The organism is Aquitalea sp. FJL05, assembly GCF_003852595.1.
In the GTDB taxonomy this organism is placed as follows: Bacteria; Pseudomonadota; Gammaproteobacteria; order Burkholderiales; family Chromobacteriaceae; genus Aquitalea; species Aquitalea aquatilis.
Genome location: NZ_QAJS01000013.1, coordinates 127,638 through 142,775, shown reverse-complemented (window position 1 = coordinate 142,775; position 15,138 = coordinate 127,638). Strand labels below are relative to the sequence as shown.

Annotated in this window: 17 protein-coding genes; 14 read left to right on the top strand and 3 right to left on the bottom strand. The window is 61.5% G+C overall.

Annotation, left to right across the window (positions count from 1 at the left end; translation table 11 throughout):
• Positions 1-7 precede the first annotated feature (7 nt).
• The 5 genes from fliF to fliJ are packed head-to-tail and all read left to right on the top strand — an operon-like array spanning position 8 to position 5,388.
• A complete protein-coding gene (gene fliF / locus DBR44_RS12355) occupies positions 8-1,768 on the top strand; it encodes a flagellar basal-body MS-ring/collar protein FliF (protein ID WP_124644333.1) in 1,761 nt (586 codons plus the stop codon).
• A complete protein-coding gene (gene fliG, locus DBR44_RS12350; protein ID WP_059286226.1) occupies positions 1,761-2,759 on the top strand; it encodes a flagellar motor switch protein FliG in 999 nt (332 codons plus the stop codon). Before fliF ends, fliG begins: the two co-directional genes overlap by 8 nt.
• Complete coding sequence (locus DBR44_RS12345; protein WP_124644332.1) at positions 2,737-3,552, top strand: FliH/SctL family protein; 816 nt, start codon at positions 2,737-2,739, stop codon at positions 3,550-3,552. The genes fliG and DBR44_RS12345 overlap by 23 nt, the downstream gene beginning before the upstream one ends.
• Complete coding sequence (gene fliI, locus DBR44_RS12340; protein ID WP_124644331.1) at positions 3,536-4,927, top strand: flagellar protein export ATPase FliI; 1,392 nt, start codon at positions 3,536-3,538, stop codon at positions 4,925-4,927. Before DBR44_RS12345 ends, fliI begins: the two co-directional genes overlap by 17 nt.
• 11 nt (positions 4,928-4,938) lie before the next feature.
• Positions 4,939-5,388, top strand: a complete 450-nt coding sequence (gene fliJ, locus DBR44_RS12335) for a flagellar export protein FliJ (RefSeq protein WP_124644330.1) — start codon at positions 4,939-4,941, stop codon at positions 5,386-5,388.
• 23 nt (positions 5,389-5,411) lie between these two features.
• Here the strand turns inward: fliJ and DBR44_RS12330 are convergent, their stop codons facing one another.
• Genes DBR44_RS12330 through DBR44_RS12320 form a run of 3 tightly spaced genes read right to left on the bottom strand, consistent with a single transcriptional unit; the run spans position 5,412 to position 9,077 of the window.
• Positions 5,412-6,452 (bottom strand): ABC transporter ATP-binding protein, encoded by a 1,041-nt coding sequence (locus DBR44_RS12330; RefSeq protein WP_124644329.1) that lies wholly within the window; start codon positions 6,450-6,452, stop codon positions 5,412-5,414.
• A complete protein-coding gene (locus tag DBR44_RS12325) occupies positions 6,449-8,059 on the bottom strand; it encodes an iron ABC transporter permease (protein WP_124644328.1) in 1,611 nt (536 codons plus the stop codon). Before DBR44_RS12325 ends, DBR44_RS12330 begins: the two co-directional genes overlap by 4 nt.
• A 4-nt stretch (positions 8,060-8,063) precedes the next feature.
• Positions 8,064-9,077 carry an iron ABC transporter substrate-binding protein gene (locus DBR44_RS12320; RefSeq protein ID WP_124644327.1) on the bottom strand — a complete coding sequence of 338 codons (1,014 nt, stop codon included), beginning with the start codon at positions 9,075-9,077 and terminating at the stop codon, positions 8,064-8,066.
• Positions 9,078-9,300: 223 nt separating this feature from the next.
• On the opposite strand from DBR44_RS12320, the gene DBR44_RS12315 reads away from it, so the two are divergent.
• The 9 genes from DBR44_RS12315 (at position 9,301) to fliR (ending at position 15,124) form a co-directional block, all read left to right on the top strand.
• Positions 9,301-10,260 (top strand): flagellar hook-length control protein FliK, encoded by a 960-nt coding sequence (locus DBR44_RS12315; RefSeq protein ID WP_158613607.1) that lies wholly within the window; start codon positions 9,301-9,303, stop codon positions 10,258-10,260.
• A gap of 106 nt (positions 10,261-10,366) precedes the next feature.
• The gene (locus DBR44_RS12310; RefSeq protein ID WP_124644325.1) at positions 10,367-10,897 is read left to right on the top strand and encodes a flagellar basal body-associated FliL family protein; all 531 of its coding nucleotides are present in this window, start codon (positions 10,367-10,369) and stop codon (positions 10,895-10,897) included.
• A gap of 3 nt (positions 10,898-10,900) precedes the next feature.
• On the top strand, positions 10,901-11,905 hold the full coding sequence (gene fliM / locus DBR44_RS12305; RefSeq protein WP_103523974.1) for a flagellar motor switch protein FliM: 1,005 nt from the start codon (positions 10,901-10,903) through the stop codon (positions 11,903-11,905).
• Positions 11,902-12,351 carry a flagellar motor switch protein FliN gene (fliN, locus tag DBR44_RS12300; protein WP_124644324.1) on the top strand — a complete coding sequence of 150 codons (450 nt, stop codon included), beginning with the start codon at positions 11,902-11,904 and terminating at the stop codon, positions 12,349-12,351. The genes fliM and fliN overlap by 4 nt, the downstream gene beginning before the upstream one ends.
• Positions 12,351-12,821: a flagellar biosynthetic protein FliO gene (fliO, locus tag DBR44_RS12295; RefSeq protein ID WP_124644323.1), complete on the top strand. Its 471-nt coding sequence runs from the start codon at positions 12,351-12,353 to the stop codon at positions 12,819-12,821. Before fliN ends, fliO begins: the two co-directional genes overlap by 1 nt.
• Positions 12,821-13,564, top strand: coding sequence for a flagellar type III secretion system pore protein FliP (gene fliP / locus DBR44_RS12290; protein WP_124644322.1), 744 nt, complete (start codon positions 12,821-12,823; stop codon positions 13,562-13,564). Before fliO ends, fliP begins: the two co-directional genes overlap by 1 nt.
• 5 nt (positions 13,565-13,569) lie before the next feature.
• The gene (locus DBR44_RS12285) at positions 13,570-14,070 is read left to right on the top strand and encodes a GNAT family N-acetyltransferase (protein ID WP_124644321.1); all 501 of its coding nucleotides are present in this window, start codon (positions 13,570-13,572) and stop codon (positions 14,068-14,070) included.
• On the top strand, positions 14,067-14,336 hold the full coding sequence (gene fliQ, locus DBR44_RS12280; protein WP_103523979.1) for a flagellar biosynthesis protein FliQ: 270 nt from the start codon (positions 14,067-14,069) through the stop codon (positions 14,334-14,336). Before DBR44_RS12285 ends, fliQ begins: the two co-directional genes overlap by 4 nt.
• An 11-nt stretch (positions 14,337-14,347) precedes the next feature.
• On the top strand, positions 14,348-15,124 hold the full coding sequence (fliR, locus tag DBR44_RS12275) for a flagellar biosynthetic protein FliR (protein WP_124644320.1): 777 nt from the start codon (positions 14,348-14,350) through the stop codon (positions 15,122-15,124).
• Positions 15,125-15,138 lie beyond the last annotated feature (14 nt).

Here is a 15,138-nt window from a genome sequence, read left to right as displayed (position 1 = left end):
CCACTGTATGGCTGATCTGGCAGAACAAAACGCGACTCCTGTTTGGCGAACCCGGCTTAACGATGCGTCTGATCGTTTCAAGTCGCTTCCCAACAATAAAAAAATCCTCTTCCTGGTGGCCTTGGCCGCCCTTTTCTCTGTCATTGTCGGCGCGGCGGTGCTCAATCGTCAGCCCAGCTACAAAATCCTGTTTTCCAATATTGCCGACCGCGACGGCGGTCAGGTTACGGCTGCCTTGCAGCAAATGAACATTCCCTATCAGCTGGGCGATGGCGGCACCGTGTCCGTGCCGTCAGACAAGGTCTACGATGCCCGTCTGCGGCTGGCGGCCCAGGGGTTGCCCAAGGCGGGTGGCGTCGGCTTCGAGCTGATGGACAACCAGAAATTCGGCATCAGTCAGTTTGCCGAGCAAGTCAACTATCAGCGCGCCATCGAGGGTGAGCTGGCGCGCACCATCGAAGCCATCGGCTCGGTGGAAACGGCCCGCATCCATATCGCCATCCCCAAGCAAAGCGTCTTTGTGCGCGACCAGCAGCAGCCCACCGCATCGGTCATGCTCAATCTGTTCCGTGGCCGCACCATGGACCAGGGGCAGGTGGCCGGCATCGTGCATCTGGTGTCCAGTGCCGTGCCCAATCTGCCGGTGAAGAACGTCACCGTGGTCGATCAGGACGGCAATATGCTGTCCAAGCTGTCCGACAAAGACACCGCCGGCATGGACCAGACCCAGCTGGGCTATGTGCGTCAGGTGGAGGATGGCTATGTCAAACGTATCGAAAGTATTCTTGAGCCCATTTTTGGCCAGGGCAATATCCACGCCCAGGTAACGGCCAATGTGGACTTCTCCGAAGTGGAGCAGACTTCAGAAAGCTACCGCCCCAACTCCACGCCGAATCCCTCGGCCACCCGTAGCCAGCAGATCGTCGAACGGCTGGGCAGTGGTGCGGCCAACGCGGGTGGCGTGCCGGGAGCCTTGTCCAATCAGCCGCCGTCATCCGCTTCGGCGCCGATCACCCTGCCGCCGGGGGCGGCTCCGGGGACCGCCACCTTGTCCGGCCAGGCCATGGGGCAGTCCGGTGCGCTGGAACGCGACATCACCACCAATTACGAAGTGGACAAGACCATCCAGCACACCAAGATGCCGCAAGGTGTGGTGAAGCGCCTGTCCGCTGCCGTGGTGGTCAATTATCGCAAGATGCCCGACAAGGCCGGCGAGGTGAAACCGACGCCGCTGACCGCCCAGGAAATCCAGCAGATCAATAATCTGGTCAAGGAAACCATGGGCTACAACAGTCAGCGCGGCGATACGCTGAATGTGGTGAATGCCGCCTTTGCCGATGCCGCCGTGCCGGTCACCATGCAGGAAAAAGTCACCGATTATCTGAGCAGCAATGCCTCCAGCCTGATCAAATACGCCTTGTTGACCATAGCCGTGCTGTATCTGCTGTTTGGTGTGGTGCGGCCTATCGTCAAGGACCTGGTCAAGCCGGTGGAAGCCGGCAAGAAGGGTGCCGATGGCCGTCCGGCTACCGATGCCGGTGGTCGTCTGCTGGCGGTAGCCGGGGATGATGAAGGTGGCGCTGCGGCGGCTGCAACCGCTGGTGGCAAGGCCGTGGCGGGCACCAATCCCGATGGCACGCCGGAAAGTCCCAAGGACGCCCAGATGCGTCAGTACAACCTTAATCTGGAAGCCGCGCGAGAGCTGGTGAAGTCTGATCCGCGCATGGCCGCCCAGATCATCAAGGAATGGATCAGCTCCGATGAGTGATAACGGTGTGCATCGCAGTGCCGTCCTGCTGTTCAGCCTGGGTCAGGCCGAGGCGGTAGAGGTGTTCAAGTATCTGGGGCCGAAGGAAGTGCAGAAGATTTCGCTGGCCATGGCGGCCATCAATAATCTCAGCTACGACCAGATCGACGACATCGTCGGCAAATTCCGCGAAGAATGCGCGGCGCGCGCCAGCATCGGCGCTTCGGACGAATACTTGCGCAATGTGCTGATCGAGGCGCTGGGGCCGGACAAGGCAGCCAACCTGCTGGACAAGATCATGCAGGGCAACGACCACAGCGGTATCGAAAGCCTGAAGTGGATGGACCCGTCCTCTGCGGCCGATCTGATCCGTCACGAGCACCCGCAGATCATCGCCACCATTCTGGTCCATCTGGAGCCGGACCTGTCCAGCTCCATTCTGGCCTTCTTCCCCGAGCGGCTGCGCAACGAGGTACTGATCCGTACAGCCACGCTGGAAGGCGTACAGCCACAGGCCCTGCGCGAGCTGAACGATGTGCTCACCCAGCTGTTGTCCGGTTCGGACCGTATCAAGAAGAGTGCTTCCGGCGGCATCAGCCTTACCGCGGAAATCCTCAACTTCATGGGTTCCAATGTGGAAGGCTCGGCGCTCAACTACATTCGCGAGTACGACCCGGAGCTGGCGCAGCGCATCCAGGACAAGATGTTCGTGTTCGAGAACATCCTCGACATCGACGACCGCTCGATTCAGACCATTCTGCGCGAAGTACAGTCGGATTCGCTGGTGGTTGCACTCAAGGGCACCAGTGCCGAGCTTAAGGACAAGATCTTCCGCAATATGTCACAGCGAGCTGCCGAAATGCTGCGGGACGATCTGGAATCCAAGGGGCCGGTCAAACTGTCCGAGGTGGAAGCCGAGCAGAAGGAAATCCTCAAAGTCGTACGCAAACTGGCCGACGATGGCCAGATCGTGCTAGGCAGCAAGGGTGGTGACGAAGGCCTTGTCGAATAATCCGATTATTCCGGGCGAGCAACTGCAAGGCTGGAGCAGCTGGACCCCGGCCGAGCTAACCCATGACGATGGCGAATTCAGCCCGAGCCAATTGGCCGGGCTGGATGCCTTGCGCCGTCACCTGGAACAGGCCCCCACCGCCGCTGCGGCTGAAATGGCCGAAGACCAGGCCGATGCCGCAGCAGCCGCGGCGGAAGCCGCCGCGCAGGAAGAGGCGGTTGGCTATCCCACCGCATCCGAACTGGAAGCCATTCATCAGGAAGCCTGGCAAACCGGCTACGACGAAGGCGTGCAGGCAGGCCATGCCGAAGGGCTGTCACGCGGCATGCAGCTGGGGCACGACCAGGCCAGCGAACAGTTTGCCCAGTTGTGGACGCCGCTGCAGGAGCTGTCCGGCAATTTCGCCCGCGAACTGGCACGGATGGAAGAAGAACTCTCCGGCTCGTTGCTTAAGCTGGCCATGCAATTGGCCGAGCGGCTGGCTGGCGAACACATCGCCCACAGCGACACCGCCATCGTCGCGCAGCTGCGCCAGGTGCTGGGCGAATTGCCCGCCACCATGAGTCAGGCGCGCCTGCGGGTCAATCCGGCCGATCTGGCCGCCGCCCGTGCATTCTTGCAGCAGGAAACACCGGAAACCCAGTGGCAATGGATAGAGGACGCGCATATCCAGCGCGGTGGTTGCATCATCGATACCTCGTCGCTGCAGCTGGACCTGCGGCTGGCGTCACGGCTGGCCGCGCTGAGTAGTGCCCTGGGGCTGGATGCCGCACAAGATGACCTCGCTGATTGATCGACAACGCGCCTTTCTGGGCGATTGCGGCCGCGCCGCGCAAGAGGCTGCGCTGTGGCAACCCTGCGGCCGGCTGCTGCGCGTCACCGGCATGGTGATGGAGGCCACCGGCATCAAGCTGCCGGTAGGCAGCGCCTGTCAGGTAGAACTGGCCGACAAGCATGTGGTGGAAGCGGAAGTCGTGGGTTTTTCCGGCGACCGCGTCTATCTGATGCCGCTGGCCAATGTCCACGGCCTGTTGCCCGGCACGCCGGTGCGTCCGCTGGCACCGTTACACCCGCCCTGTTACGGGCAGAATGTGGTGTCCGCTCGCGTCAATGGCCCGGCCGGCCGCCAGGTGCCGGTAGGTGAAAGCCTGCTGGGGCGTATTCTCGATTCTCTGGGCCGGCCACTGGATGGCAAGGGCCCCATCCATCCCGAAGCCTATTTCCCCCTGCATAGCCAGCCGATGAATCCGCTGGACCGTTCGCCGGTCAAGCAGGTGCTGGATGTGGGCGTACGCGCCATCAACGGCCTGCTGACTGTCGGGCGTGGCCAGCGGCTGGGCCTGTTTGCCGGCTCGGGCGTCGGCAAGTCGGTACTGCTGGGCATGATGGCGCGCTTTACCCGCGCCGATGTGGTGGTGGTGGGGCTGATTGGCGAGCGGGGTCGCGAGGTCAAGGACTTCATCGAAAACATTCTGGGCGAGGAGGGCATCGCCCGCGCCGTGGTGGTGGCCGCCCCGGCTGACATGCCGCCGCTGATGCGTCTGCACGGTGCGGCTTATGCCACGGCACTGGCCGAGTATTTCCGCGCGCAGGGCAAGGATGTGCTGTTGCTGATGGACTCTGTCACCCGCTATGCCATGGCCCAGCGCGAAATCGCCCTGGCCATCGGCGAGCCGCCAGTGACCAAGGGCTACCCGCCGTCAGTATTTGCCCGGCTGCCGCAGCTGATCGAGCGCGCCGGTAATGCCGCCAACGGTGGTGGTTCCATCACTGGCTTCTATACCGTGCTGTCCGAAGGCGACGACCAGCAAGACCCGATTGCCGACTCGGCACGGGCCATTCTGGATGGCCACTTTGTGCTGTCGCGCGAACTGGCCGAGGCCGGGCACTATCCGGCCATCGATATCGAGCAGTCCATCAGCCGGGTGATGGTGGATGTGGTGCCGCCCAAACAGATGGACCAGGCGCGCTATTTCAAGCAGCTGTATTCGCGTTATCAGCGCAATCGCGACCTGATCAGCGTGGGGGCCTATGTACCGGGCTCGGACCCGGTGCTGGACGAAGCCATGCGTCGCCAGTTGCAGATGACCAGCTTTCTGACCCAGCCCATGCACGAGTCACAGGACTACACCACCAGCCAGTTGCAACTGGACAGTGTGCTGTCGTAAGCGGCTAAGCCATGGCGCAAAGCAAATACACTTTTCTGATCCAGCTGGCCGAGGACAAACAGGCCGCCGCCGCCGAACGCATGCGTCAGGCGCAGGCCAAGGTGCTGGAGGCAATGAACCGGCAGGAGCAGCTGGAAAATTTCCGCAATGAATACCGCGAGCGCTTAACCACCGGCGGCATGAAGGGCATGAGCATTGCCCAGTGGCAGGACTTTCAGAAATTCCTTGGCCGGCTCGACGAAGCCGTACGTATCCAGCAGGGCGATACCGAATTCGCCAAGCAGCGTTTCATCATGGAACGCCAGGCCTGGCGCAACGAGCATAAAAAGCTCAAGGCCTATGAAAAGCTGCTGGAGCGGGAGCGCGAGCGCGAACAGCTGGTGCAGGCGCGGCGCGAGCAGAAAACCACCGATGAATTTGCCACCCGCCGCTTCTGGGACCAGACCCACGGCGAGGACTGAGCCTCGCCGCTGTTGTCACTGGCTCAGGCCTGCAGCAAATGGGCGCGGCCTTGCACCGTCAGCCCCACCATGCTGCCACATGCTGGCAGCGGCCAACTGGCGCTACGCAACTGCAGCGGGCTGCTCAGTTGTGGCAATTGCAGGCTGAGCAGGCTGGAATGGCCGCCAAAATCACACTCCACCACTTGTGCCATCACCGCTGGCGCGGCGTCAGCCTCGGCCTGCAGCGACAGTTGCTCCGGGCGCAGCATGATGCTGCCCTCGCCACAGAACTGTCCGTCATTGATGGCAATCTCCCCCAGCGCACAGTGCGCCCGGCCAGCCTTGATCTGTGCCGGCAGGATCAGTGCCTCGCCCAGAAACAATGCCGTAATCTCGTCGGCCGGCTGGCTGTATAGCTGCTGTGGCGTGCCGGACTGGATCAGCCTTCCCTGACGCATCACGGCCAGCTGGTCGGCAAAGGACAGCGCCTCGGCCTGGTCGTGGGTGACCAGAATGGCGCTGATGCCGGCCTCGCCCAGCAGCTGCGCCACCATCTTGCGCATGGCTGCGCGCAAGCCGGTGTCCAGTGCCGAGAAGGGTTCATCCAGCAGCATCAGCTGTGGCTGTTGTGCCAGTGCCCGGGCCAGCGCCACGCGCTGCTGCTGGCCGCCAGACAGTTCATGCGGCCAGCGCTGCAGCATGTGCTGCTCCAGCGCCACCATCTCTACCAGCTCGGCGATGCGCTGCTGGCGGGCAGGTCCCTTGTCTGACAGGCCAAAGCCGATATTGTCGGCCACCGTCAGGTGGGGAAACAGTGCGCCATCCTGCGCCACATAACCGATGCGGCGCAGATGAGCGGGCAGGGCGCGGCCATCTGCGGCCAGGGTCTGGCCGTTCAGGCTGATGCTGCCGCTGTCGGGAAACTCGAAGCCGGCGATCATGCGCAGCAGGGTGGTCTTGCCCGATCCGGAAGGGCCGACAATCGCCAGCCGGCTGCCGGCGGTGGCATGCAGGGAAACATGGTCGACAGCCTTGACGCTGCCGTAGTGTTTGCTCAGTTCGTGCAGATGCAGGGAGGTCATCGTCCAGCAGTCCGTTTGGAATGGTGATGGAGCAGCCAGGTCAGCGGCAGCGACAGCAGCACCATCAGCAGCGCATAGGGCGCAGCGGCAATGTAGTCGATTTCGCTGGTCATGGCCCAGAAGCCGGTGGCCAGGGTGCGGGTGCCGTTGGGTGCCAGCAGCAGGGTGGCGGTCAGCTCGTTGCTGATGGCCAGAAACACCATGGCCATGCCGGCAGCCGCACCGGGTGCGGCCAGCCGCAGGGTGACCCGCCACAATGCCTTGCCGGGTGTGCAGCCCAGGCTGCGTGCCGCGTATTCCAGCTCGGCCGGTGCCTGGGCGATGCCGGCGCGCAGGCTGATCAGGGCGCGTGGCAGGAACATCAGCAAATAGGCCAGCAGGATGGTCAGCACTGTCTGGTACAGCGGCCGGGCAAAGTTGATGGTAATGGTCACCAGCGCCAGCGCAGTAACGATGCCGGGCAGGGAGCTGGTGATGTAATTGCAGCCCTCCTGCAGGCGTTGCAGGCGGCTGGGGGCGCGCACGGACAGCCAGGCCAGCGGGATGGCTGCCAGCACCGTGAGCAGGGCTCCGGCGGCGCCAAACAGCAAGGTCTGCCGCAGCGCTGGCCACAGCGCATCGTTCTGCCATGCTTCGCGTCCGCCAGACCACAGCCAGTGGCCCAGTGTCAGCAGCGGCACGCCCAGGGTCAGTGCTGCCGTTGCCAGGCACAGCAGCAGGGCCGGCAGGCCCCAGCGCCAGCCCAGCCTGGTTGGTACTGTCTGGCGTGCCGAGCCCGAACCTACGCGGGCGTAACGCGCATTGCCACGGGTGGCGGCTTCCGCGCTGAGCAGCAGCAGACAGCACAGCGCCAGCACGCCCGCCAGCATATTGGCGGCCGGGCCGTTAAAGCTGGACTGGAACTGGTCAAAAATCGCGGTGGTGAAGGTGTCGAAGCGGGTCATGGCATACAAGCCATACTCGGCCAGCAGGTGCAGGCTGACCAGCAAACCACCGCCCCAGATCGCCAGGCGCAGTTGCGGCAGGGTGACACGCCGGAATCTCGCCCACGGGGCCAGGCCCAGCGCCGCGGCACTATCTTCCAATGCCGGGTCCATGCGCCGCAGCGCGGCGGCGGCCGGCAGATAGATAAACGGGAAATAGGCGATGACAGACAACAGCACAGCCGCCGCCAGGCCGTTGAAGGCGGGCAGCAGGCTGATCCAGGCATAGCTGTGCACAAAGGCGGGTACGGCCAGTGGGGCAATGGCCAGTGCCGACCACACGCGTCGGGCCGGCAAGTCGCTGCGCTCGGTCAGCCAGGCCATGGCAATGCCCAGCGCCACGCACAGCGGCAGCGTCAGCACCACCAGCAGGCTGGTGTTGAACAGCAATTCACCCACGCGCGGGCGGAATACCAGCCTGGCCACCGTCTCCCAGCCGGTCTGGATGGAAATGACGATGATGAAGGCCAGCGGCAGCAGCGCCAGCAGTGAGACCAGCAGCGAACTGCCGCTGAGCCACAGTGGCAGCCGCCGCCCCGGCAGCTGCAGGCCCGGAGTGGTGGCTGGGTGGGTAACATCGGCTACCGCGGTGGCAGCCGATGTGCTGGATGACGAGCTGGGCATGGTGTTACAGCAGGCCGGCCTGGGTCATCAGCTCAACCGTCTTGCGGCTGTTCAGGCGGGAAGCATCGATCTTGGGCGCATCCAGATTCTTCAGCGGCACCAGCTTGGGGTTGGACTGTGCGCCCAGGCCCACGGCGTACTCAAAAGAATTCTCGGTACGCAGGATGTCCTGACCACCCTTGCCGGTAACCCATTTCAGGAAGGCCTGGGCTTCTTCCTTGTGTTTGCTCGAAGCCAGCACGCCGCCACCGGACAGGCTGACAAAAGCACCCGGATCTTGTTGCTTGAAGTAGTGCAGCGCGGTGTTCTTGCTGTTTTCACCCGTCTTGCTCTGGTCGCCGAAGTAGTAATAGTGATAAATCACGCCGCCATCGATCTGGCTGGCATTCACCGCCTTCATCACCACGCTGTTGCCCTTGTAGGGCAGGGCGTTGGTTTTCATGGCTTTCAGCCAGGCCAGCGTGGCTGCCTCACCTTTTTGTTCCAGCAGGGCGCTGACAATGGCCTGGAAGTCGGCACCGGCCGGAGCCGCAGCCCAGCGGCCTTTCCATTCCGGTTTGGCCAGATCCAGCAGCGACTTGGGCAGCTCTTTCTGGTTCAGACGGTTCTTGTTGTAAACAAATACGGTGGAGCGCGCGGCAATGCCCACCCATTTGCCCTGGGCCGGGCGGTAAGCGGGGTCAACCTGGGCCAGCGTGGCCGGTGCCAGCGGTGCCAGCAGCTTGGCATTGTCTACCAGCACCATGGCCGGCGAATTCTCGGTCAGAAATACATCAGCCGGCGAGGAAGCCCCTTCCTGCACGATCTGGTTGCCCATTTCGCTGTCGCTGCCATTGCGCACCGTTACCTTGATGCCGGTTTCCTTGGTGAAGCCTTCCACCCAGGATTTGGTCAGGCTTTCATGCTGGGCGTTATACACCACGATACCTTCGGCGCTGGGGGCGGCGTGGGCGCTGCCAGCAAACAGGCTGGCGAGCAACAGGGTGATTTTGGCAAAGCGGGAGGAAGGGCTGGACATCTGGACGGTGCTCCTTGCTGAAAACTGAAAGGAAAGGCCGGGCCGGCGACAATACTTGGATTCATCGTCGGCGCTGACGCTGGAAGGCACTCATTGTAATGCAAAAGATAATGATTCGCATTAATAAAATTAATTGATGATGATTTGGCCGGCTGCGCGCTGTCAGTCTGCAGCTGGCATGCTAATTGCTGCTATGCCTGCATCTTTCCTAGGGGTTTCGGCCATGACGATTACCGTAATTCCGGCGACCAGCGCCAAAACTGCCATGCCGCAAGGGCAGGTGGACGCCAGTCCGCAAGATGGTGGCGGCCTGTTTGCCAGCTTGCTGGGAGCGCAGATCGGCAACCTGAGCAATGCCTTGTCCGGCCAGTCCGCTGGCAGCAGCGACGACAGCAAAGGCAAGCAGAGCAAGGATTCTGCGGCGTCTGATGATGCAAGTGCCGCCGATACCTCTCCCAATATGCTGCTCGCCGCCTTGCCCATGCTGCAGGCGGCCTTGCCGGTGCAGCCGGTACAGGACAAGCCTGCCGTCAGTACCACGCCTGGTGATGTTGCGACTGCCACAATCAAGGACGTGGCTATTGATCCACTGCTGCAGGGTGCGGCGGCACTGAAGCGTCAGCACGGCCTGTCAGCGCAAGAATTGCCGGCCAATGACGGCACTGCGCAGCAATTCTTGCCGCCCAATGCCGATCAACTGGCATCGGCCAGCCAAAGTGCCAACCAGGCGGCGCAGACCGCACAGGCCAGCCAGACCAAGATGTTGACCATCTCCCAGCCGATGACCGACCCCAATTGGTCAAAGGCCCTGGGGGATCAGGTGATGTCCATGGTCAGCATGAAAATGGACAAGGCCACCATTCAGGTCAATCCACCGCAATTGGGGCCGGTGGAAGTCACGCTGAAAATGAATGGCAATGACCAGGCGCAGGTGATTTTTACCTCAGCCGTGCCGGCAACCCGTGAAATAATCGAAAACAACATGCCGAAACTGGTTTCCATGATGGCTTCCAGTGGTATAGCTCTTGCCGATGCACAGGTTTCCAGCGGACAATCCGGGAATCGGCAACAGCAATTCAACCAGAACCAGAATGGCCGCCGCCAGAATGCCGCTGGCAACGATGAAGACGACACGCTGGCAGCCATCCAGTCCGCACGAGGGATACTCAGTATCTTTGCCTGATTTTGCTCAAAAGGGGGCTCTATTCAGTTCGTGCGGAAATCTGGAAAATAAAATAGGGAAATGGCTTAAGCTTTCCCTATAAACCTAACGTACGGACTGATGACCCATGGCAGAAGACAAAAAAGCGGAAAAAGCGGACAAGGGCGAGAAAAAAGCGGGCGGGGGCAACAAGCTGATGCTGGTGGTGGTTATCCTGCTGGTCTTGGTACTGGCCGGCATGGGCGGTCTCGCCTATGTGATGTTCAGCAATATGAACAAGCCGCATGACGGGGCCGCACAGACCGAACAAACCAAAGAAAAACCGAAGAAGAAAAAAGAAGGCCCGCCTATCTTCGAAAAACTGGAAACCTTTGTTGTCAATCTGTCTGGTGGTGATGGCAGCCTGCTGCAAGTGGACATGCAGGCTGAACTGGGCGATGAAGAAGCCAAGAAAAAATTCACTGACTACATGCCCAAGATTCGCAGTGCGCTGATTCTGCTGCTGTCGTCCAAGTCGGCCACCGAGCTGGCCACCCCGGATGGCAAGGTGAAGCTGAAGGCGCAGGTGAAGCAGATCATCAACGAGTCCATGGATGCTGGCGAAGAAGAGCCGGTGCAAAGCGTACTCTTCACTTCCTTCATCATTCAGAAGCAGTAAGCGATGGGCGACGATATCCTGTCCCAGGAAGAGGTGGACGCCCTACTCAGGGGCGTCACCGGCGAGGACGAAGATGATGACAGCGCGCAGGACTCGCAAGGTGTCCGCGGCTACGATATCGGGCGGCAGGAGCGCATTGTGCGCGGCCGCATGCCGACGCTGGAAATCATCAACGAACGTTTTGCCCGCAACCTGCGTATAGGCCTGTTCAATTTCATCCGGCGCAATGCGGAAATTTCCGTGGGCCCGGTACGGGTGCAGAAGTACAGCGAATTCATTCGCAATCTGGTGGTTCCCACCAACCTCAACCTGGTGCATGTCAAACCGCTGCGCGGTACCGGGCTGCTGATTTTTGACCCGGATCTGGTTTTCCTGATCGTCGATAATCTGTTTGGCAGCGATGGGCGCTACCATGTGCGCGTGGAAGGGCGTGATTTCACCCCGACAGAGCAGCGCATCATCCGCCGCCTGCTCGAGGTGGTGTTTTCCGAATGCCAGAAAGCCTGGGAACCGGTACACCCCATCGAATTCGTTTACCTGCGCTCGGAAATGAATACCCAGTTCGCCAACATCGCCACCCCCACCGAAGTGGTGGTGGCCATGACCTTCCATATCGAGCTGGGTGCCGGGGGCGGCGATTTTCACATCTGTCTGCCATACTCCATGGTCGAGCCGATTCGCGACGTGTTGTCCAGCACCATGCAGGCCGACCGTACCGAAGTGGACAACCGCTGGGTCAGCCTGATGACGCACCAGGTACAGGCGGCCGAAGTGGAACTGGTGGCGACCCTGGCCGAAACCAAGGTCACGCTGGGGCAGATTCTCAATTTGAAAAACGGTGACGTGGTGATGCTGGATGTGCCGGAGGCTGTCGTGGTCGACGTGTCCGGCATTCCGGTACTGGAGTGCCACTATGGCACCGTGCAGGGGCGATACGCCCTCAAGGTAGACAAGGTATTGGCCGGGGCTGGTGAATTCGCCGAGCCCGCAGGAGACAACAAGCAATGACTGAGCAGCTAGAAGAAGGCCAGACCGCCGGGGCGGCCGACGACGAAGTATCCATGGATGACTGGGCCGCCGCCATGGCGGAGCAGGAAACCACCGATGCCGAACAGAGTGCGGCCTCGGTGCAGCCGGCAACCAATCTGTTCCAGGAACTGGGGGCCGGCAGCGAGTCCTCGTTGAACGTGCCCAGCAATCTGGACATGATTCTCGACATCCCGGTGCAGCTGACGGTAGAGCTGGGCCGCACCAAGATCGCCATCCGCAACCTGCTGCAGCTGGCGCAAGGCTCGGTGGTGGAACTGGACGGGCTGGCTGGCGAGCCGATGGATGTGCTGGTCAACGGCTGCCTGATCGCCCAGGGTGAGGTGGTGGTGGTGAACGACAAGTTCGGTATCCGCCTGACCGACATCATTACCCCGGCGGAACGCATCCGCCGCCTGCAGAAGTAATGCGCCTATCCTGCCGCCTGTCAGGCCGGCTGGCAGCGTTCTGTCTGCTGTCGGCTTCCGGCATTACCGCCGCTGCGGCATCGGCTCCGGCGGTGCTGGTGGCTGCCTCAAGCCCGACACCTTTTTCCAGCCTGTTGCAGGTGATTCTTGGCCTGGCCGTGGTGCTGGGGGCGATTGTCGGCCTGGCCTGGCTGTTTCGCCGCATGTCGGGCGGCATGCTGGGCGGCTCCAACCGCCTGCGCGTGGTCAGCGGCGTGCTGGTTGGCCAGCGGGAAAAAGTGGTCATCGTCGAGCTGGAGGGGGAGTGGCTGGTACTGGGTGTCACCAGCCATAGCGTCAATCTGCTGACCAAGATGGACCGCCCGCCCGATGCCGGTGCCGAGGTCGTGCCGCCGGGCGAACCCTTTGCCCGCTGGCTGAAGGCCGCCATGGACAAGGGGCGTCAGCAATCCGAAGCCGTAAACAAATAATGAAACCTTTCTTTAGACTATTGCCACTCTTGTGGCTGGTCCTGCCATTGTTCAGCCAGGCCACCGGCCTGCCCTTGATGACCAGTACCCCCGGGGCTGGTGGCGGTCAGAATTATTCGCTGTCGCTGCAGATGCTGTTGTTCATGACGGCGCTGGGTTTTATCCCGGCCATGCTGCTGATGACCACGGCCTTTACCCGTATCGTCATCGTGCTGTCCCTGCTGCGCCAGGCGATGGGGGTGACGCAGTCGCCGCCCAATCAGGTGATTCTGGGGCTGTCGCTGTTTCTGACCCTGTTTGTGATGGGGCCCACCTTCGATCAGGTATACAGCAAGGCCTGGGCACCGTTTTCTGATGACAAGATCAGCTTCAATCAGGCGGTGGACGAAGCCAGCAAGCCGATGAAGGCTTTCATGCTTAGCCAGACGCGCGAAAAGGATCTGGCCTTCTTCGTCGAGATTTCGCGTTCGGAAAAGCCGGCCAGCAAGGCTGATGTGTCGATGAAGACGCTGATTCCCGCCTATGTCATCAGTGAATTGAAAACCGCCTTCCAGATCGGCTTCATGGTGTTCATTCCCTTCATGATCATCGACCTGGTGGTGGCCAGCATCCTGATGGCGATGGGGATGATGATGGTGTCGCCGGTCACCATTTCCCTGCCATTCAAGCTGATGCTGTTTGTGCTGGTGGACGGCTGGACCCTGCTGATGGGTTCGCTGGTACAAAGCTTTTATACCGGCTAGCCGACATGGAAAACTTCACACTGCAGCCCGAACATCTGCCCGACTGTCATGCCCTGCTGGCGGACTGTGTGGCGAACTTGCCGGATGACTGTTATTCCCTGCCGGCACGCCTGGCCTGGGCCGGTATCTGGGATGAAGACAGCCGCCTTGCCTGGGAAGGCCGGCTGGCAACTGCCTGGAGCGTGGGCATCCGCGATGGCGGCCACTTGCTGGCATTTGCCTGGCTGACACAGGCGGGCGAGCTCGACATGCTTTATGTTGCTCCCTGGGCGCAGCGGCGCGGGCTGGCCTTGCAGATGATTCACCACCTTGAGACCGCCGCTGCCACTGCCGGCGTGACTGCCCTGCATGCCTGGGCCAGCCATGCTGCGAAACCGGTGCTGGAGCGGGCCGGCTATGCGGTGCTCAGGCCCAATCGCGTCGAGCGCGACGGTATTGCGCTGGAAAACTGGCTGATGGCCAAGGGCGGCTGGCAAGAGCCTGCTGCAGCAAGGAGCGAAGCATGAGTCCGGAACTCGTCATCAATATCGTACAGAATGCGCTGTACATCCTGATCATCGTCTCGGCCCCGGTACTGCTGGTGTCGCTGGTGGTGGGTCTCTTGGTCAGCGTGCTGCAGGCCGCGACCCAGATCAATGAAATGACGCTGACCTTCATCCCCAAGCTGCTGGCCATGTTCCTGGTGCTGGTGCTGGCCGGACCGTGGATGCTCAACACCCTGGTGGAGTACACCACCCGGCTGTTTCAGAGCATTCCCAGCGTCATCGGCTGAGCCGGCGCGCCATGTTCAGCATTTCTGATGCGCAGATCAATGTGCTGGTCGCCATGTTTGCCTGGCCGTTTGCCCGCATCATCGGCCTGTTTCTGGTCGAACCCTTGTATGCCTACCGTGGCGTGCCGCGCCGTTTCAAGGCCGGCTTCGCCCTGATGCTGACCATACTGGTGGTGCCGCTGCTGCCACCCACCCCCGCCGTACCGGTGATTTCCGCAGCCGGCATCGCCATCCTGTTCCAGCAATTGCTCATCGGCCTGGCCATGGGTTTTGTCATGCGCCTGACCATGACCGCAGTGGAAATGGCCGGCTTCATCATGGGTGCGCAGACCGGTCTGGGTTTTGCCATGTTCTTCGACCCCATGCACGCGGCCCAGGTGCCGGTGGTGTCCCAGCTGCTGTCGATGTTCGTGTTTCTGCTGTTTCTCACTTTCGATGGCCACCAGGTGGTGTTGTCCACGCTGGTGGAAAGCTTCCAGGTGCTGCCCATCGGCATGAGCATGCCGGCCCAGGGTCTGAAGGCGCTGGTGCTGTGGGGCGGCCATATCATTTCCTGGGGCGTGTGGCTGTCGATGCCGGTGATCGCCGCCTTGCTGGTCACCAACCTGGCCATCGGCGTGATGACGCGCGCGGCCCCGCAATTCAATATTTTCACCTTCGGCTTCCCGCTGACGCTGATGATAGGTTTCATCACCATCTATCTCACGCTGCCCTTGATGGTGCCGGCCATCGAACAGATTTATGGCCAGGCCTTCACCTTCATGCTGGCCATGCTGAAGGCGAAATAGCTTTCTGCTAGAAT